We start from the raw sequence: 19,755 nt of genomic DNA, 5'->3' as shown, positions 1-19,755 counted from the left end.
ATCAAGAACGCATGTTTGCGCCGTTGGCGTCGTAGATTGGTCCTGCCAGAACCAGCGCGTCGTAGAAGTTGCCCAGAATTTCCACCTGAAGCGTCGTTCCCGGCAGTGCGAACTCGGCTGCGACGTAACCCATCGCCATCGACTTGCCGACATGGTGCGCATAGCCGCCCGAGCTGACGTAGCCGACCGGTTCACCATCTTTCAGGATCGCCTCGTCATGGGCCACGTCGATCCCCTCGACGTCGATGGTCATTGTCACCAACTTCTGCGAGACCCCTTCATCGCGGGCTTTCAGCGTTGCTTCTTTGCCGACGAAGTCCTTCTTCCAGTTGATGAAGACATCCATGCCGGATTCGACAGCGTCGAAGTCGGGACGGTATTCCATCGTCCAGACACCCCAGCCCTTCTCGAGTCGCATCGACAGCAACGCACGCGCGCCGTACCAGCGATAGCCCAGATCGGCGCCGGCCTCTTCGATGGCGTCTGCCAGGCGCATCAGGTATTGCGGTTTGCAATAGATTTCGTAGCCCAATTCGCCAGAGAAGCTGATCCGGTTAATGATCACCGGCACGCCGCCGACAAAGGTCTGGCGCAGGTCGCGGAACTTGAAGGCTTCGGCTGAAACATCGTCCCGCGTGATCCGGGCCAGCAGGTCTCGCGATTTCGGGCCAGACAATGCAATGCCGTGCCAGTCGTCTGAAACGTTGGCATAAGAAATGCCCGCAGGCAGGTCTTTTTCGAACCAGCGGCGGTGTGCCTCTTGCATCGCGCCCGAGCCGAACAGCATAAAGTGATCCTCGGCCAGGCAAGCCACCGTCAGGTCGCCGTAAAGCTTGCCCTTGGGTGTCAGCATCGGCGTCAGAGCCAGGCGTCCGGGCTTGGGAACAAACCCGGCAAGGATATGGTTCAGGTATTCGCGAACACCCTCGCCCTTGAACTCATGCTTGGCAAAGTTGGCAATCTCAATGCCACCTACGGCCTCGCGCACGGCCTTGATCTCCCGTCCGACATAATCGTGAGACCGGTTGCGCTCGAACGAGGGTACCTCATGCGCATCTTCCGGGCCATCGGCAAACCAGAGTACGTTTTCGAGGCCGAAACCCTGATCCATCACCGCACCTTTGGCGATCATGCGATCATAAAGCGCGGTGGTCTTCTGCTTGCGGCCCTTGGGCAGGGTTTCATTCGGGAAGGTCATCACGAACCGGCGTTCGTAGTTTTCCGACGACTTGACTGTACCCCAATCCGGTGTCGCGAACTCTCCAAAACGCGCCACGTCCATCGCCCAGACATCGATGGATGGCTCGCCGTCGATCATCCATTCCGCAAGGGTCAGGCCCACGCCGCCGCCCTGGCAGAAGCCCGCCATGACACCAACCGCCACCCAGTAGTTCTTCATGCCCGGAACAGGGCCGATCAGCGGGTTTCCATCAGGGCCAAAAGTGAACGGACCGTTGATCACATCCTTGATCCCGGCATTGGCCATAGCCGGAAGACGCTCGAACGCGGTTTCCAGACGATCTGCCACGCGATCAAGATCCGGCGGCAGCAATTCATGACCGAAGTCCCAGGGCGTTCCGCCGACTTTCCACGGGGTCGCCTGGGCTTCATAAGTACCCAGCAACATGCCCTGCCCTTCCTGACGGCAGTACACGTTGGCCTCGAAGTCGATGCCGTGCGGTAGCTGCTGACCGAAGTTCACGACTTCGTCCATGCGCTCGGTGATCAGGTAGTGGTGCTCCATCGGCTGAACCGGCAGATGACGGCCCGCCATATGGCCCACCTCACGCGCCCACAGACCGCCGCAGTTCACGACATGTTCTGCATTGATCGTGCCTTTGGGGGTGACAATGTCCCAGCTGCCATCGGGGCGCTGTGTCATATCGGTGGCGCCACAGTGGGTGAAATACTGGGCGCCATGCGCCTTGGCCGCCTTGGCAAAAGCGTAGGTCGTGCCGGACGGGTCCAGATGGCCGTCCTGTGCGTCCCACAGAACCGCGTGATAGTGGTCCGGATCGATCAGCGGATGACGCTTGGCCAGTTCCTTGGGCGAGATGAATTCCTGATCCAGCCCCATGTAGCGCGCTTTCGAACGCTCGCCCTTCAGGTAATCATACCATTCCTTGGTCGAGGCGGCATAAAAGCCACCAGTTTGATGTAGACCAACGGATTGCCCGGACAGTTCTTCGATCTCTTTATAAAGATTGATCGTGTATGATTGCAGGCGCGAGATATTCGGATCCGAGCTGATGGTGTGGATACCGCCGGCCGCGTGCCAGGATGAGCCGGATGTCAGCTCGTCACGTTCAAGCAGGACCGCATCCTTCCAACCGAACTTGGCCAGGTGGAACAGGATCGAGCAACCAACAACGCCGCCGCCAATAACAACGACTTTGGCGTGCGACGGCAGTTTCTTTCCGCCTGTGGACTCGTCGGTCTGAATAGTAGGCATATTTCGTTTTTCCTCAGGAATTCAGCTTTCACTCTGACTGCATTTGGGTGCGCGCTCCTCGTTTTGACCCAAAGCATCTATCTCGGTGAAAAGGGGTTCTCTTCTTTGCAGTGGATTGCTGGTAAGCGGAACGATCCCGGTTGTCGCGACCGTCCTGGCGAACCTGCAAGTGTCAGAAATCCGTGGCAGCACCGCCCTCGGCCTTGCGCTTGACGACAAAGGCGTCAAGCTCGTCCCTGATCGCCGGGTCCAAGGCCGGGGCCTCATAGGTGGCAAGGCGGTTTTTCCACTCTGCGTTGGCACGCCCAATCGCAATCGGCGATCCGGCCTCCTGCCAGGTCTCAAAGTTGCGCCAGTCACTCAGGATTGGCGAATAGAAGGCGTCGCGATAACGCGCCTGGGTGTGTTCAGTGCCAAAGAAGTGACCCGCTGGCCCAACCTCATTGATGGCTTCCAGCGCAAGGTCTTCCGGGCTAGTCGAAACCGGCTGAAGAAATTCCGTGACCATCTGCAGCAAGTCGATGTCAAGCATCACCTTCTCATACGAGCAGCACAGCCCTCCTTCGAGCCACCCTGCCCCGTGCATGAGCATGTTGGCGCCGCCATTGATCGCACCCCAAAGCGAGAAGACCGCCTCATACGCCGCTTGCGAGTCAACCGTATTGGCCGCGCACACATTCGAAGAGCGATACGGAATGCCGTAGCGCCGCGCCAGCTGTCCACCGATATGCTGCGCCTTCATGTATTCCGGTGTGCCAAATGCTGGCGAGCCGGTCTTCATATCCACGTTGGACGTGAAGCCGCCATACATCACCGGCGCACCTGGCCGCACAATTTGGGTAAAGGCCACACCCGCCAGAGCTTCGGCGTTTTGCAGCGTGACGGCACCCGCAATCGTAACGGGCGCCATCGCCCCTGCCAGCGTGAAGGGTGTGATCACAACAGGCTGGCCCATCTCGGACAACGCCATCACGCCCTGCATCATCGGAATATCGAGCTGGAGAGGAGAGTTCGTGTTGATGATCGAGAACATACAGGCCTGATCACGCATCTGGTCGAGCGTCAGACCATGGGCAATCCGCGTCATCTCGATTGCATCGGAGACACGCTCCTCACCAAGTGAGTAGATGCAATAGGCCTTGTCGGTCAGCGTGATGTAATCCTGAATACAGTCAAGATGGCGGATAGATGCGTGAATATCGACAGGCTCCACCGGATACCCACCCGTCACGTGTAGAACGTTGTGCATCTGGGCCAATCGGAGGAAGTTGCGAAAATCTTCCTGATTGCCTGCGCGCCGGCCCCGATCCGTATCCGAACAATTCGGCGCGCTTGCCATCATGTTGAATACAATGTTGTTTCCGCCCATGGTCACGTTGTGCTGGGCGTTTCGCGCGTGGAGCGTGAATTCAGACGGCACGCTTACAATGGCTTCGTTGATCAGATCAGGATCGAAGCGCACACGTTCTTCACCGTCCCGGACATCAGCCCCCGCTTTTTTCATCGCTGCACGCGCGTCGTCATGCAAGACATCCAGGCCGGTTTCTGAAAGCAGTTTCAGGGATGCCTGGTGAATGTGTTCAACCTGATCATCCGAAATCAGCTCAACGGCAGGATAGGAACGCTTAAGCTGCGCGAACGGGCGCTGCACGATTGCCGGGGCTGGTACCCCGCCATCACGGCGACGCCCACGGCGCCCGCGCGCTTTCTGGGCCAGTTGTTCAGTTGTCATCCGATAGCACCTTCATTGCCGGAGTTAAGCCTGAGAACGAGTGGATTGGGCGTTACGCCTCAAGTCATTTGCTGCTTACGGCGGCAGGCAAAGAAACCTGACCGCGATTCGTCGCTCAATCCTGCGTGGGCCCGCGAACGGAAAAGTCCGCTATTACTTGGAGGTACCAGTTGATGTTTCACTTTTAGATTTCCAATATGCCGCACGAGATGCGGTATATTGGAAAATCAATATGATTCAGTCAATACATTTTGTAGGCCTTCTCAAACTGACGCTGTAGGTTCCTGATATTGAGTCGGCTGAGCCACGAGAAGGATGGCCTCCGTTTCTCCATCCGCCTCGTTGTTAATGCGATGATTGCAGTCACTGCGGTATCGCAATGTATCGCCCGCCTCAGCCCGAACAGTTCGTCCAGCGACCGTTACCGACAGTGAGCCGGACAGGCAGGTCAGGTGCTCGAAGGTTCCAGGCGCATGGGGCTTTGAATCAAGCTCTGCTCCGACCTTCATGAGAAGCCTGTGCCACTCTACGGGAAGAACAGTGCGTCGCGGGCTCAGCATATAAATCTCGCATTTACCGTCCGCACTTCGCTGCATCGGCGTGGAATAGTGATGAAGATGCTCGATTGGATCCTCGCCACCAGGCGTGCCCTCAAGCAAGCTAAGGTCAACGCCAAGTGCCTGAGAAAGGGCCCAGACTATGGAAAAGGTCGGGTTGGTGGCACCCCTCTCAATGGCGGATAGCATTGATCGGGACACCCCTGTACGCTCAGAGAGTCGCTCAAGGGTCAGGCCCAGCGATTTCCTGGCTTCCTTCATAATTTTCCCGATTTCAGGTGTAGGTGAAGGTGTGTTCATTCCGTAGTTCCACTATATTAGATTTTTTGTTTACGAACGATAGAGGTCTTGCTAAATCCACAATATTAGAAATCTTGGAAAATGCCATGCTCTACTCAAGTACTCGCGGGAACGCACCCGCTCGATCTCTCCGAGAGTTGCTAAGCCGTGGAACTGCCGAAGATGGCGGTCTTTACGTGCCTGAGGCCTGGCCCGAACTTACATCCAGCGAATTGGCCACGCTGAGCGGGCGGGCCTACGACCAGATTGCATCGGATGTTCTGGCACTGTTTGGCGGAGCTGAGTGGCAACAGTGCGACTTCACCGCAGGCATAAGAAAAGCGCTGGCCGGTTTCGAACGCAATGATGGCCCACCTCTGTCTCGCCTGGATGACCAGATGTGGAGCATGGAGCTTTTCCATGGCCCCACGCTCGCTTTCAAGGATTACGCCCTCGCCCCTTTGGCGGAAACGATCGATCGGGAACTCACAATCACTGACAAGCGCGCGACCGTACTCTGCACAACGTCGGGAGATACTGGCGCAGCCACCGCAAATGCCTTTGCGGGACGTTCGCGAGCCAATGCAGTAATTCTGTTTCCGGAGGGCCGCGTCTCTGATGTTCAACGCAAGCAGATGACTTGCCTGGGAGCCGCAAACGTTCAGGCAATTTCCGTTCGAGGCGACTTTGATGACTGCCAAAGCATAGTCAAAAACCTGTATCAAAGCGAAGTTGCCAAAGAATATAGCTATACGGCTGTGAATTCGATCAACCTGGCCCGGATCCTCCTTCAGACGTCCTACTACATTTACGCTTCGGTCAAAATCCACAACGATTGCGGCCAACCCGTGAACTTTGCTGTCCCCAGCGGGAATTTTGGAAATGTCTTTGCGGGCTATATCGCGAAGCAAATGGGCGCTCCCATTGGGAAGTTGATCGTCACATCGAACGAAAATGATGTCCTCCCCCGGCTTTTCGAGACTGGTATGATGTCGAAGGCAGAGACAATACCGACGATCTCACCGAGCATGGATATTCAGGTTTCCAGCAACTTTGAGCGTATGCTGTGGATCCTGAAAGGACGCGACGGGAACACAACGCGCGACATGCAAAAGCAGCTCGCTGAGCAGTCCATTTACGAACTTTCGCAATCCGAGCATTCAAGACTGACCAAAGATTTCGATGCGATGAAATGCGGCAAAGATGATGCCTTAAACACCATGCGCCAGATCCATAAGCAATTCGGCAAGATCATTTGCCCACATTCGGCAACCGGCTACTTCGCGGCGCATCAGCTGAGGGCAACGCTTAACGGACCCATTGTTGTCGCTGAAACAGCTCATCCGGCAAAATTCCCGACGGCAGTTGAAGAAGCGCTTGGAACACTCCCAGAAACTCCGGCGCGGCTGGAAGCCTTGTTTGCCCGCGAAGAAGAGTTCGCAACCGTCGATCCGACGGTTGAAGCGGTGCAAAGTGTGATTGATGGAAAATTCGCAACACCATGAAGCTGACGTGTGTAACCCCGGAAGTTCAATCTCTTCTGAGTGAACCGCGTGACATACTTCTGATCGGGATGTCGGGAATTGGAAAGACGCTCCTTTCGAGCTTTTTGAACCAATCCGGGGCGTGGCGCTATGTGTCGATAGACGCCCAAATCCAAAGGCAGTATTTGCGCAAGCAGATACTTGACGCATTCAATGCCGAGGTCAGCAAGGGAGCTATGCTGTCCAGGCTGCAGGAACTGGGCATTCTCAACTTGGACGACGAATTGTGCAAGGACACGCTTGCGCCATTGACTTCCTATTTGGGGATGCCTGGAGACCCAGACAGAGGCGGGATTGAATTCAACGAATATGTGAAACGGCAGAACTTTCATAGGCAGGCTGAACTCACCGCAGTCGAAGGCCTTCTTAGCCTGGAATCCGATCAGCCAGTTCTGGCTGATTCAAGCGGGTCGTTCTGCGAATTGTTTGCGGCTGGTGATCCCACATTTTCTGCTTTGAAAGAAAGGTTCCTCATCGTTTCGCTTAGGGAGAGCGATGAACTCGTCCAGAACCTGATAGTCAGGTACGTTGAGAACCCAAAACCAATTTACTATCCTCCAGACCTGCTTTCTGAATATTGGAGCGAGTATTCAGAAATGGCCGGAGACCGAGACAGTGATATCGATCCAACGATGTTCGCGCTTTGGTCGTATCAGAAGCTAATTTCGGTCAGGCGAGATAAATTTGCGGCACTAGCTAGGCACAGCGACATATCTATTAGTGCCGCAGATTTGCGATACGCCTGAGTCTTCATCGACCAACGCGCCAGGCCATGTTGAGAACGATCATTCTTCGAACACTATTATGTCTTGCGTCAAGTTGACCTCCATCACAGATACCAGCTTGTTTCATGTCGGAAAGTAGATGTGAGCCCCTTTTGTGAACACGGCCTAGTCGGAAACAACTTCTATCAGTTGATTGATTAGCCAGATGTGTAGAGGACTATTGGCGTCTCGAATATGACGAACTGCATGGAGTTTGAATATTCCCCCTGCGATCGGTAGGGGTCGGTGGGATATATCGAATCTCCGAATGTTGTTATTTGCGGCCCGCTTAGGCAATGTCATCACAAGGTCGGAGCTTTCCACAATCGATAGAGCGGAAAAAAGTGAAGGAACAATCGTCTGAATGTTTCTTCTAAGCCCTTGAAGTTGCAGAGCTTGGTCGACCAAGTTTCTAGTAGGACCATGCGGTGAAATGAGCAGGTGGTTCGCCCTGGCTATTCGTTCAAATGTCAAATCTTCCTCCAAAAGAGGATGACCATTGCGACCTACCAGCACGTAATCTTCTGAAAAGAGCTCTTCTGAAACAAAGTGATTTTCACTTTTTGCCGGAAAGTCGAAATATCCTATCGCGAGATCAATGCGCCCCTGCGTCAGGGCCTCAAGAGCTTCGTCGTTGAATAATGAAAATGCGTGGATATTGATGCCCGGACTCACCTTGCGCAGCTTCGCAACCAGCGGCGGAATTACCCCGGTAAGCTCGTAGTCAAATGCACCTATCTTCAAGTCGGTGGAAGTAGAACTCGGTTCGAATTCATCGGCACCTTCTAATGTTTGTGAAATGAGTCGAACAATTCTGCGAACTTTCGGTTCCAATTCGTGCGCTAAAGCAGTTGGTTCTAGCCCATGCGCGCGCCTTAGAAACAGCGGGTCATCATAGAGTTTTCGAAGACGCTTTAAGGCATGGCTGACGGCAGGTTGGGTCAGCCCCATCTCGCGCGCGACGGCTGTGGCCTGCCTGTGGCGCATGGCCCCGAGAAACACCAGGAGTATGGTGGTGTCGACAAGTCTGAGATCAATTTGATTTATATCACTCATAGAATGAATTCATTATTCTGAAAGTGGCTGACCGTCTAGCCTTATCTCAATCGTATGCAAGGCGATTCCGGGAGGGATAGATGGCGGAAATCCAACTTCGCAACATTGGCAAGCGTTGGGGCAGCTTCATTGGGGTGGACAATTTCGACCTTACGATTGCGGACAAGGAGTTCTTAGTCCTTCTGGGCCCTTCGGGCTGCGGCAAAACCACAACCATGCGGATGATTGCAGGACTCGAAGACGCCAGCGAAGGCGACATTTTGATCGACGGCCTGCGGGTTAATGAAATGGAACCAAAGGATCGCGATGTGGCGATGGTGTTCCAGAGTTACGCGCTTTACCCGAACATGAACGTTTATGAGAACATTCGCTTTCCGCTGAAAGTGCGCGGCGTCGATCCAAATATCCATGACGAAAAGGTGCGACGAGCCAGCGCGATGGTTGAGTTGGATGACTTCCTACATCGGAAGCCTGCTGAACTATCGGGTGGACAGCGGCAGCGTGTGGCGTTGGCTCGGGCAATTGTGCGTGAACCAAACGTTTTCCTGATGGACGAACCTCTTTCGAATCTGGATGCGAAGCTTCGGGTTTCGACGCGGGCGCAGATCAAAAACCTGAGCCACGAACTGGCGGTGACCACCATCTATGTAACCCACGACCAGATTGAGGCGATGACCTTGGCGGATCGGGTTGTGATCATGAAACAGGGTGTTGTGCAGCAAGTGGGTACACCTGTTGAGATCTACGACAGCCCCACCAACGCTTTCGTCGCCAGCTTTATCGGCAACCCTGCAATGAACCTGATGGATGGCGATATGTCAGGTGGAACTTTCCGCGCACAACATGTTGACGTGCCGGGATTGAGTGCACCAGATGGCAAGGTCACCCTTGGCTTCCGGGCCGAGGACGCCAACGTCGTCGAAATCGGCGGCCAGATCAACGCTCCAATCTACACGATGGAACTCCTGGGTGACGCGACCATGGTTTCGGTTCGCATCGGCGGCGCGCTTGTCTCGGTAAAAGCAGACAAATCTTACCGCGCCGAGATCGGTGAAATTGTTTCGATCAACGTCGCCCCTGAACACTTCCATCTGTTTGATCAGAAATCTGGAGCACGCATCGGAAGCTGACACATAGCACATTCCGAAACAGCCGAGAAACCGGGTGCAAAGTTACAAGATGCGCCCAACATCAAAGGGAGAAAACACATGCTCATCAAAAAACTATTCGTTGCTGGAGCAATGGCAGGACTAATGGGGACGACTGCTTACGCGGCAGATTGCGGCCCGTCTGATCAGTCCATCCGTATACTTGCGAGTGATTTTCCCGCCATTCACGCTGTGGCGGGCACCGCAGAAGGAAATTGCGCCGAAGCAGCCTCAGAGTTTTCGCGCAATCATACGACCGAAGCCCGACAGATCATGAACGCGGCGCTCACTCCGGATCCTGCCGAATACACCAGCGTAATTGTAGCTAATTCAACACTGACACAATTGATGAATGATGGACTGGTCCGTCCGCTGAACGATCTAATCGAAAGCCACGGTCAGAATATTCCCGACAATCTAAAGATCGCCATTGACGGCAATGTCATGGCCATTGCTTTCATGGCTAATGCGCAGCACCTGTTCTCACGCTCCGACATTCTGGCGCAAGTGGGGATCGACAGCACTCCGAGCACCTATGACGAGGTGATTGAAGCTGCAAAGGCGATCCGGGATGCCGGAATCATGGAATATCCCATCGTCATGAACCTGAAGACCGGCTGGAATGTAGGCGAGTCCTTTAATCTGGTCTTTCTTGCGCACGGTGGTGAGTTCTTCAAACCCGGCACCGCCGAACCAACTGTCAACAGCGAAGCTGGTATTGCTGCCTTGGAGACACTGAAAGCGATGGTGGAATACGCGCATCCAGACCATCTTACGCAAGCCTCGAACGAAACGCAGGGACTTTGGGAAGCTGGCGAGGCCGCACTTGGTATCATGTGGGGGTCTCGTGGAGCGCCAATCCTCGACGATGAAGGGTCAAGCGAGGAAGTTACGTCGAATACAGTTCTATCCGCTGCGCCCTCAGTTGAACCGGGTGGCATCCCCGGAGCAACACTATGGTGGGATGGCTTCACAATCTCCACGAATGTATCTGACGCTGAAGCAGAAGCGACATTCGCTGCACTGGCAAGTGCGTTGACGCCGGAAATGGTCGCGGCCAACAACGACGACGCTGTTTGGTTGCTCGAAGGATTTACGCCTGGCCCAGCGGCAGCTGGTGTTGCGGCAACTGTTCAAGGCGGGGCGCAACCGTACCCGATGCTTCCTCAGATCGGATTGCTGCACGCTGCATTGGGTTCCGAGCTGTCGGACTTCCTAAAAGGTGACGAAAGCGCCGAGAAGGCGCTTGCCGATGTTGAGGCAGCATACAGGACAGCGGCGAAAGAAGCGGGCTTCCTTCAGTAACTCCCCTGATCGAGCGCGCGAGGGGGGTACTTGTAAGCCCCCCTCAACCTAACACCCACCGACGGGGACATTTGACATGAAGCATCGCACATTCTTCTGGTTCATCCTGCCAACTCTTTCAGCAATGATTTTGTTCATCGCTCTGCCAATTGTTTCTGTCTTTATCCAATCGCTTTTCGTTCAACACGAACAGGTTCTGGTTGTTTCGGAAAGTTGTGGACCTTTTGGATGCAAGGAGTCCACCTCGGTCGATCTTGAGGCGACACAGAAACTTCGTGATGAAGCACCTTTAGGCAAGTTCAATGGATTGGGTACCTATACAAACCGCTCGCACTTGGCCTTTGCCGAAATTGGCGAGGCTTGGGCAAACACCGAGACAATGGGCGAGTTCTGGCGAGAGCTGGGTGACCTGCCATTTTATAATGCTCTCACCTTTACCCTAGCATACACGTTCATAGTAACGCCGATGGTCCTGATCCTCGGTATGGCCGTAGCGGTGGGTGTGAACACCCTGCCGCGCAAGCTCAAGGGCGCAGCGATCTTTGTCTCACTCTTGCCCTTCCTTGTCACACCGCTGGTCGGCTCGCTGATCCTGTTCTGGATGGTGGATGGCGACGGTGTCATCGGCGCAACCATTCAAAACATCTTCAATGACCCGAACCTCAGCTTGAAAGCTTCCACCGGTCTCATGTGGTTCATGCTTATGGTATATGGTGTCTGGCACACTTTGCCTTTCAGCTTCATCACATTTTATGCCGGGCTACAAACGGTTCCCGCGGACACAATGGAGGCCGCGCAGATCGACGGAGCCTCGAAGTGGCAACGCTTGGTCTACGTCGTGGTGCCACATCTGATGCCACTCGTGACCTTCGTGACACTGATGCTGATCATGGACAATTTGCGGGTGTTTGAACCGATCGTGAGTTTCTCTGCCGAGGCCCACGCCCGGTCACTGAGCTGGATTATCTTTAACGACCTGCGCGAAAGCGGCAACCCACTCTACGGTTCGGCCGGGGCAACGTCTTTGATCACAATCTTCTTGGTTGTCATCCTGATGATGCCGGTACTCGTTCGCACTTGGCGCGATTTCACGCGCAAATCTCACTGAGGACAAGATCATGGCGAGAAAAGCAGAAACACGCATGACCCCACTGAAACTGTTCTCCTTCACGATGGTAGGGTTATGGCTGCTTATCGCAGCGTTCCCCTTCCTTTGGACCTTCTGGGGAAGTTTCAAGGTGCAAGCCGATTTCCTGTCCAAAGCGGATTGGATGAACGCCGTGCGAGGGACCAACACACTCGAACAAACCGGCAGCACATTCACTGGACAAGGCTATTACGGCGCGTGGGTGACGGAAGATTTTTGGTTCAACTTTAAGAACACCAGCATTGTCGTGTTCTTTACAGTCGTCATTTCCCTGACGTTCGGCACGCTTGGAGGCTATGCGCTGGCGCGCTCGGGTTTTCGGTATGCATTTTGGATTCTCATGGCCGCACTCGTGTTTCGTGCCATGCCACATATAACATTGGTTTCGGGTTATCTGTTGTGGTTCTTCGAATGGAATGTCTGGGGCATATTACCGACCACAATCATAGTGTTGGTGGCAATAAATCAACCCTTTACCCTTTGGATGTTGCATTCGTTTTTCAAGAACATCCCTAAAGACATGGACGAGAGTGCCATGGTCGACGGTTGTACACGTTTTCAGGCCTTCAGACACGTGATTGTTCCCGTAATGTGGCCTGGTGTAATCACCACCGGTTTGTTCAGCTTTCTGCTGGCGTATAATGATTTCACCGTCGCCGTGATGCTTCTCAGCGAAGAGAACGAGACGATAATCCCCGCAATCAACAGCTTCATGGGGACCACTCAAGTCGAAGGCAAGGTAATGTATGCGGTTGCCGCCGTGGTATCCGCAACAGCACCGCTGTTCGTCCTGATCCTATTCTTCCAGCGCCAAATCGTAAGCGGTCTGACCGCTGGAGCAGTCAAAGGCTAATACTATGAACGACGCTAGTCCCGTCTCAGACATACACACGCGAAACAAGGCGATCTTGGAGCCTCTTCGAAATGCGATGGTCAATTTTGAACTAAGTAACGTTCGCTCGGCCATTGCCGATATCTTTACGGCAGATGCGGTCATACACATGCCGCACCCGTTTGGTGATTTTTGCGGCCCGACGGACTTTTTCGACGCCTGCTATGTGCCACTTTTCGAAGCAATGCCCGACCTTGAGCGTCGAGATTGGATTGTAATGGCAGGCCGGACCGAGCGGGGGGATGATTGGGTCGGATGCGGCGGCCACTACGTTGGCACCTTTGTAGGGCCGTGGTTGGACATTCCGCCAACCGGGCACCTGACACATATGCGTTTTCACGAGTTCTATCGGATTGTGAACGACAAAGTTGTCGAAATTCAAACCCTTTGGGACATTCCGGAAGTGATGATGCAAGCCCAGGCTTGGCCGATGGCACCGTCATTGGGGCTAGAGTTTTGCATACCGGGCCCCGCCACAAACGACGGCATCATACCCGGACCGTGGGACGAAGTGAAGGCGAACGCATCCTGCGACCACATCGTTACAATGCTGAAGCATATGAAAAAACACCCGAGTCAGGGCGGCCCCGAAAAGATGGAAATGCCGCGTTTCTGGAGCGAACGCGTCAACTGGTACGGCCCGGCCGGAATTGGCACAGGCCGAGGCATCGCTGGTTTCCGCAATTGGCATCAGATCCCATTTCTGAATGGGATGCCGGATCGCGGCCGATACGTAGATGAAATAACCTATCACTTCTTCGGTGACGGCAACTATGCAGCCGTGACCGGGTGGCCGAATATGATCCAAACCGTGACCAACGATGGGTGGATGGGTATTGCACCCACGGGTAAACGCATCACCATGAAATCATTGGATTTCTGGCGCCTGGAAAACAATAAGATTCGGGAAAACTGGGTCATGGTTGACCTTCTGGATGCCTATCAACAACTCGGCGTGGACGTTTTTGCGCGATTGCGTGAATTCAACAAGGTGCGCGTTCCGGGTCGACTATCCTTCCCGATTGGAGACGCTTGATGCCGTCATACCAAGGACATTAGACATGAACGGTTTTGACCCAAAGTTTGTCGATTTGCCCGACTATATCATCAGCATCACGAAAGAACTGTGGGAAGACCGCCGCATCGCCAAACTGCACGACTATTACGCCCCAGATATTGTCGTTCGCTCGCCCGCGTCGGTTGTTGTAGGCAACAAGGACGTGATCGCAGCGACTATGGCGACGCTTTCAGAGTTTCCAGACCGCAAGTTGCTGGGCGAAGATGTGATTTGGTGTGGTACGCCAGAAGACGGAATGCTGTCATCTCACAGGCTTTTGTCGACGGCGACGCATACGCATCCCGGCGTTTACGGCGCACCCACGGACAAACAACTTCAATACAGGATCATCGCCGATTGCCACGTCATCAACAACCAGATCAACGACGAATGGCTTATTCGCGATCAAGGCGCAATTGTGCGACAATTGGGTCTGAACCCGAAAGAATACGCACGCGGTTTGATTGAACGAGAAGGCGGACCGAGCAAATGCGTCCAGCCCTACTCTCCAGCGAATGATATCAGTGGTCCGTATTCCGGGACAGGCAATAGCAATATCTGGGGCACGCGATTGGCGAACTTGCTTGAACGTTTGATGCACGCCGAATTCGAAGCAATCCCCGAAGAATATGAACGTGCCGCGCAGTTGGAGTATCCAGGTGGGGCAGCAGCTGTTAGCTTTGACGGTGCAGATCAATTTTGGATGGGATTGCGGGCCAGCTTCCCAACGGCTGAATTCAAGATACACCATATAATTGGTCGTGATGATCCCGCGATGCCACCTCGTGCCGCCGTTCGCTGGACGCTTCACGGAATACACGAAGGATATGGCGCATTTGGTGAGCCGACAGGTGCCGAGGTTTTCGTCCTGGGAGCAACCCACGCCGAATACGGTGAATTGGTTACAGGAAAACCAAAGCTTCGTCGTGAGTGGACCCTTTACGACGAAACAGCCATATGGAAACAGATCCTATTGCAACCGAAAGTAGGGTGTCATTGAGCGTTCAAGACAATGTTGAATGTCGCCAGTGCCTGCGGTGTCTTTGCAAATTCGTATATCTCCAAAGTAATAGTCGTATCACCGGCAACACATTTTGGGCCGGCGAAATCAAAAGTGCAAAAACGTCAAAAAATCTACGTTCGACGCCGCATCCCGATTGATGCTCTCGCTCCAAGAAACCCGAGTCGTCTCAGAATTGCGCCGGGTTTAGATCTGGTTTCTGAAATCCGTCATTGGGCGCAGTGCCACGAGATCACACTCTATTGCGCATTGCGACAATAGTGGACGGACTGTCAAATGGCATGCTTTGCGACCACCGGATGTTCTGCGCCACGATAACACAGTACGAACATCGCAGTGGGGGTGTTATGTGAACCGCCTTCTGGTTGAGCGCACCACCCATCACCGCTTGTCGCGAACCACCCCACAAGTCTTCTGCCCATTCGGCCCGCAGAGTTGCCGTGACTTTCATCCAAAGCGGGCATTCGAAGACTCTACACCCGCCGTTCGGGCGGAATGCGGAAAACGGCGGGATTGAGCCCATACCTACCAAATGCCGCACACTGCACGAATGGCCACTTTCGAGCCGACCTACGCCCGAATCTCTTCACGCATAAACTCCACAAAGGCCCTTACACGCGGCTTTCGAAAGGCCGAAGGTAACTGCACGCTTTGGATCGGCAAAGTGCGGGAATGGAACTCCGGAAAGAGTTGCACAAGACGTCCGGTTTCAAGGTCGTCCCCCAAAAACACATCTGGGCATATGAAGATGCCGCTCCCGGCACGCGTCGGTACGAGGCACGCGGGAGGACTGTTTGCCAGAAATGGGCCAGAGACAGGCACCTGCACGGTTTGCCCTTCGATCTGGAATGGCCAGCGGTTTGGATCGGGGTTGTTCGCATCTCGAATGCAAATGTGGTCCGAGAGTTCCGCAGGATGTGAAGGTGCGCCATGTTCTTCAAGGTAGCAAGGAGTCGCGACGACTTTCATATGCGTTTCACCGAGCTTGCGAACGACCAAACTGGAGTCACTGAGCGCGCCGATCCGTATTGCGATATCGAAACCGCCCTTGGCCAGATCAGCATAATGATCCGACAAGTCCAATTCGACTGTGACGTCCGGGTGTTGCTCTACGAAACGGCTTGCTGCTTTAGCCACCGCCGTGTCGCCATAGGTAAGGGGCGCCGCCACACGAACGATGCCCTTCAAGCCCTCTGAAGCGTCAAACTCAGTCTCCAACTGCTCCAATTCAGCCAGCACCCGTCGCGCTCCTTCCAGATATCGCTCCCCCTCGTGGGTCAACGACATAGACCTGGTGGTGCGATGGAGAAGATTCAGCCCAACCATGTTTTCGAGCTGGGCCACACGTTTGCTGACCAGCTTGTTTGAAATGCCAAGCCGTTGTCCGGCGGCGGCAAAAGAACCGGATTCCACAACAGCCACGAAGCTCTGCATCCCGTCGATCCGGTCCATAGCATTGTCTCCATTTGCGCGATACACACTCGCTCTTATCGCCATTTCATGGAGAAAAGACCATCGCTAAGTTCCTCTCAAGCTGAATCGCAGGAGAAAAGAACATGGCAACGTCAGACGCCCCCATCTCAATAGGTCAGGTCGCCCTGACGGTGCGCGATCTGGATAAGACCGCCACCTTCTATGAAGACGTGATTGGCCTCGGCCTGATCGAACGCAACGGTGAAAGCGCCTTCCTCGGCACCGAAGCCGGAACGCTGATCGAGTTGCGCCAGGACCGAAACGCTAGACCCTTTCCTAAAGAGGCGGGGCTGTTTCACACCGCATTTCTGTTGCCGTCCAAACAAGTCCTCGGCGCATGGCTGATCTACGCGGAAGAGCGCGGTGTTCGCCTGGATGGCGCATCCCACCACGGTGTCAGCGAGGCGCTGTATCTGAACGATCCCGAAGGAAACGGCATCGAAATTTATCGTGATCTGCCTCGCGAAGCGTGGAAACGCCAAGGCGATACCATCCACATGACAACGCACCCGCTCGACCTGAAATCACTAACGGAAGATGCCACACAGTGGCAAGGCGCACCGCAAGGCACAGTCATCGGACACGTTCATTTACGTGTCGGTGATGTCAGCAAGGCAGCCAAGTTCGTTACTGACGAGCTGAGTATGGTTCAGACATTTGAGCTGCCCTCAGCCCGCTGGTTCGGGTCCGGTGGCTACCATCACCATCTTGCGGCGAATGCTTGGCAATCAAAGGGGGCAGGCCCGCGCTCTGTCGAAACCACAGGTCTCGCGAGTGTTGAGCTGTTGGCTGACCCCGCAAGTCTCACGCCCTGCCAGAAGGTCGATCCGTGGGGCACAGAATTCACGATCACCTCAGTGCAGGCTTGCGCCGCGTGAATGTCGTCAAATCAAACCAAGAGAGGACTACAACAATGACACCTAAAGAACTCGTAATGGAGGCCGTAGCTGCCATTTTTGTCAACTTCGACGCAACTGCCGCCGAACAGCTGCTGGCAAAGGACTATATCCAGCACAACCCAGCCGTCCCCACGGGGGCTGCGCCGATCCTTGGCTTCATTCCTGGTCTGAAAGAAAGCGGGATCAAGGTGGATATCCACCGGGTGGTCGCGGAAGGCAACATGGTTGTCCTGCACACCACCTACAACAACGCTCAGGCGTTCGGTGCTGAAACTTTGGTGGGCTTCGATGTTTTCCGCGTCGAAGACGGAAAGGTTGCAGAACACTGGGACAACCTGACCCCAACTACACCACCAAATCCTTCGGGGCACAGTCAGACCGATGGTCCAACTGAGATCACCGATCTGGAAAAGACGTCCGAGAACAAGGCTTTGGTCACCGACTTTGTGAACACGATCCTTAAAAATGGCGATGTTGACCGGATCACGGATTTCCTGTCCGCGGAGACCTATATCCAGCACAACAGCAACATTGCTGACGGCCTGGACGGTTTGGGTGCGGCACTCGCTGGCATGGCCGAGCGAGGCATCCAGATGATTTACTCGGATGTCCACATTGTTGTGGCCGAGGGCAACTTTGTCTTCAGCGCCTCTGAGGGCACGTTTGCCGACAAGCCGACGGCCTTCTATGACCTGTTCCGCGTCGAAAACGGCAAAATCGTTGAGCATTGGGACGTGATCGCAGATATCCCTGCGGGAATGGCTCATGACAACGGCAAGTTTTGATCGGGGGCGAACATGAGAGCATTCCTGATCACCCTCACGATGATGCTAGGAGGCTCAGCTATGGCTCAAGAAACTGGTGTAGTCGAGATTGTGACAATGAACCTTGCCGAGGGTGTTTCAGCTCAAGCGTTCGAACCGGTCGACAAGGCCATTGAGGACGAGTACGTCAGTAAACAGCCTGGCTTCATCTCCCGGCAAGCCGCCTTCGCAGACGACAAATGGGCGGTTGTCGTCAATTGGGAAAGCGCGGAGGCAGCGCAAGCATCCATGGACAGCTTTGCCTCTGCTCCGGCTGCTGAGAAGTTTATGAGCATGATCGATGCATCTTCTATGTCGATGAAGCGCTACCAACTGGCACGGTAAGAGCCTTCATACTAACCAAAGCGCCCATGGAAACATGGGTGCTTTTTTGCATTTTGATCATCAGCATTCATCACCCGACAATCGGGCTATCCAGGAGGACGGCAACTCTGTCCGCATACCGGTCGTTTGCTACAACTTGCTTGAATGTCCACTGTGCGGACTTTGCAGCCATCCGCATTCTTAATCCAAAGGACCGCAGTCAGCCTAAAGCGGCCATTCACGGCTACTCTACGCTATAGTTTGCCTAGTCATACGCTGCGATAGCTTTTTACGTGATTGCTACTTCCTTAGTGGAGCACTGCGCTGTGTTGCGGTTTTATACTGCGATAGTCAACGCGCGTTTATCAGGCAATCAAATCCTACTTGCATCATTGACTGAGGCGTGCCCTGTTCCCGTATTCTGACGCAATACGGTGTCCGACGGAGGCATATCATTTAACCAGCCAGCGCCAGTTCGGGTCGGCGAAAAAACTGAGAAAATTCGAAAGAGTCTGCTTCGTAAGGGCTACAATGAACTCACGACTTAATGCTGCTAAGTGGAGGAGCAAGGGTGCCAACTAAGTTCGATGGAGGATTGCTCTCTTGGAGTACGGCGTTGGCAATATGCACAACAGCCGTATTCGTCGTCCTGCTTGGCGATCAAGTCGTGGCGTTTGGTGGTATCGCGGCAGTCGCGGGTTTTTCAGCTGGTTTTTTAGGGTCTGTCTTTTCTAGTCTTGTTTCTAACGTCAGAACGTTTGCGATGGTGCTGGTGAGCATACTGGTATGCACACTCTTCCCGCTTCAGTGGATCGCCTTTCTGTGTGGTTTTGTCTTGATCAGTTCGGCTGCTTTTGAAGGGTACAAGAACGGTGGATTTGCAACAGTTCCTGCACTGAACGGATTGCTCTTGTACTTACTTATCCCACCTGACGAGCGTATTGCCGTTCATGTTTTGGTTTTTCTGGCCGCGGCAACAGTCGGTAGTTTGCTCAGCGCTTGGCTTAACTTGGCGGATTCAGCAATACGACCTCCCATGTCTTTCAAGGAAGCAATTTCTATCTGGCTATTTTTAATTGTCGGCATGAGTCTGACGTCGTTTCTCGCTCACGTAATCGGAAACCAAAAATCCTATTGGCTTTCGTTGTTGTTCGTATTCCGCGTCTTGGCTCCACTTCAAAAAGTGCCTGATGCTGCATTGCGGTTTGGGGTGTCCGTCATCAAATGAAGTGGTCCGATTGAGCTGACAGCTTTCAGGTTGGTCTGGCTCATCGTTTGTGATCTTAGGCGGCGTGCCCGAGA

Annotated in this window: 17 protein-coding genes; 12 read left to right on the top strand and 5 right to left on the bottom strand. The window is 54.1% G+C overall.

The window, feature by feature from the left end; translation table 11 throughout:
* Position 1: 1 nt before the first annotated feature.
* From ACR0NN_RS23425 to ACR0NN_RS23415, 3 genes are all read right to left on the bottom strand, one after another.
* The gene (locus ACR0NN_RS23425; RefSeq protein ID WP_170723434.1) at positions 2–2,452 is read right to left on the bottom strand and encodes a GcvT family protein; all 2,451 of its coding nucleotides are present in this window, start codon (positions 2,450–2,452) and stop codon (positions 2–4) included.
* Positions 2,453–2,624: 172 nt separating this feature from the next.
* Positions 2,625–4,184: a trimethylamine methyltransferase family protein gene (locus ACR0NN_RS23420; RefSeq protein WP_170723435.1), complete on the bottom strand. Its 1,560-nt coding sequence runs from the start codon at positions 4,182–4,184 to the stop codon at positions 2,625–2,627.
* A gap of 263 nt (positions 4,185–4,447) precedes the next feature.
* The gene (locus ACR0NN_RS23415; RefSeq protein WP_170646503.1) at positions 4,448–5,041 is read right to left on the bottom strand and encodes a helix-turn-helix domain-containing protein; all 594 of its coding nucleotides are present in this window, start codon (positions 5,039–5,041) and stop codon (positions 4,448–4,450) included.
* Between ACR0NN_RS23415 and thrC the strand changes: the two genes are divergently transcribed.
* Positions 5,026–6,525 carry a threonine synthase gene (gene thrC, locus ACR0NN_RS23410; RefSeq protein ID WP_480685648.1) on the top strand — a complete coding sequence of 500 codons (1,500 nt, stop codon included), beginning with the start codon at positions 5,026–5,028 and terminating at the stop codon, positions 6,523–6,525. The two genes, ACR0NN_RS23415 and thrC, sit on opposite strands and share 16 nt — an antisense overlap.
* Positions 6,522–7,310 (top strand): hypothetical protein, encoded by a 789-nt coding sequence (locus tag ACR0NN_RS23405; protein ID WP_170646505.1) that lies wholly within the window; start codon positions 6,522–6,524, stop codon positions 7,308–7,310. The genes thrC and ACR0NN_RS23405 overlap by 4 nt, the downstream gene beginning before the upstream one ends.
* 144 nt (positions 7,311–7,454) lie before the next feature.
* Here the strand turns inward: ACR0NN_RS23405 and ACR0NN_RS23400 are convergent, their stop codons facing one another.
* On the bottom strand, positions 7,455–8,384 hold the full coding sequence (locus ACR0NN_RS23400; RefSeq protein ID WP_010442716.1) for a LysR family transcriptional regulator: 930 nt from the start codon (positions 8,382–8,384) through the stop codon (positions 7,455–7,457).
* An 80-nt stretch (positions 8,385–8,464) separates the two neighbouring features.
* On the opposite strand from ACR0NN_RS23400, the gene ACR0NN_RS23395 reads away from it, so the two are divergent.
* The 6 genes from ACR0NN_RS23395 to ACR0NN_RS23370 all read left to right on the top strand — a co-directional run bounded on the left by ACR0NN_RS23395 (position 8,465) and on the right by ACR0NN_RS23370 (position 14,933).
* Positions 8,465–9,514, top strand: a complete 1,050-nt coding sequence (locus tag ACR0NN_RS23395) for an ABC transporter ATP-binding protein (protein WP_480685646.1) — start codon at positions 8,465–8,467, stop codon at positions 9,512–9,514.
* A gap of 78 nt (positions 9,515–9,592) precedes the next feature.
* Positions 9,593–10,837 carry an extracellular solute-binding protein gene (locus tag ACR0NN_RS23390; protein ID WP_170723437.1) on the top strand — a complete coding sequence of 415 codons (1,245 nt, stop codon included), beginning with the start codon at positions 9,593–9,595 and terminating at the stop codon, positions 10,835–10,837.
* A 76-nt stretch (positions 10,838–10,913) separates the two neighbouring features.
* The gene (locus ACR0NN_RS23385) at positions 10,914–11,945 is read left to right on the top strand and encodes a carbohydrate ABC transporter permease (RefSeq protein ID WP_010442719.1); all 1,032 of its coding nucleotides are present in this window, start codon (positions 10,914–10,916) and stop codon (positions 11,943–11,945) included.
* A gap of 10 nt (positions 11,946–11,955) precedes the next feature.
* Positions 11,956–12,837, top strand: a complete 882-nt coding sequence (locus tag ACR0NN_RS23380) for a carbohydrate ABC transporter permease (protein WP_010442720.1) — start codon at positions 11,956–11,958, stop codon at positions 12,835–12,837.
* A gap of 76 nt (positions 12,838–12,913) precedes the next feature.
* Positions 12,914–13,912, top strand: coding sequence for an ester cyclase (locus ACR0NN_RS23375; protein WP_010442721.1), 999 nt, complete (start codon positions 12,914–12,916; stop codon positions 13,910–13,912).
* A gap of 25 nt (positions 13,913–13,937) precedes the next feature.
* Positions 13,938–14,933, top strand: a complete 996-nt coding sequence (locus ACR0NN_RS23370) for a nuclear transport factor 2 family protein (RefSeq protein WP_170512638.1) — start codon at positions 13,938–13,940, stop codon at positions 14,931–14,933.
* A gap of 591 nt (positions 14,934–15,524) precedes the next feature.
* On the opposite strand, the gene ACR0NN_RS23365 is transcribed toward ACR0NN_RS23370, so the two are convergent.
* Positions 15,525–16,406: a LysR family transcriptional regulator gene (locus tag ACR0NN_RS23365; RefSeq protein ID WP_170723438.1), complete on the bottom strand. Its 882-nt coding sequence runs from the start codon at positions 16,404–16,406 to the stop codon at positions 15,525–15,527.
* Positions 16,407–16,510: 104 nt separating this feature from the next.
* Here ACR0NN_RS23365 and ACR0NN_RS23360 point away from each other — a divergent pair, with 104 nt between their 5' ends.
* The 4 genes from ACR0NN_RS23360 (at position 16,511) to ACR0NN_RS23345 (ending at position 19,681) form a co-directional block, all read left to right on the top strand.
* Entirely contained in the window at positions 16,511–17,305 is a 795-nt protein-coding gene (locus ACR0NN_RS23360) for a VOC family protein (protein WP_170723439.1), read from the top strand.
* Positions 17,306–17,340: 35 nt separating this feature from the next.
* The gene (locus ACR0NN_RS23355) at positions 17,341–18,111 is read left to right on the top strand and encodes a nuclear transport factor 2 family protein (RefSeq protein ID WP_170723440.1); all 771 of its coding nucleotides are present in this window, start codon (positions 17,341–17,343) and stop codon (positions 18,109–18,111) included.
* A 60-nt stretch (positions 18,112–18,171) separates the two neighbouring features.
* The gene (locus ACR0NN_RS23350; RefSeq protein WP_480543496.1) at positions 18,172–18,474 is read left to right on the top strand and encodes an antibiotic biosynthesis monooxygenase family protein; all 303 of its coding nucleotides are present in this window, start codon (positions 18,172–18,174) and stop codon (positions 18,472–18,474) included.
* A gap of 550 nt (positions 18,475–19,024) precedes the next feature.
* Entirely contained in the window at positions 19,025–19,681 is a 657-nt protein-coding gene (locus tag ACR0NN_RS23345) for a hypothetical protein (protein ID WP_170723442.1), read from the top strand.
* Positions 19,682–19,755: the final 74 nt, after the last annotated feature.

This window comes from Ruegeria sp. BA2 (assembly GCF_056539605.1).
This window is presented reverse-complemented; position numbering and strand designations above follow the sequence as displayed.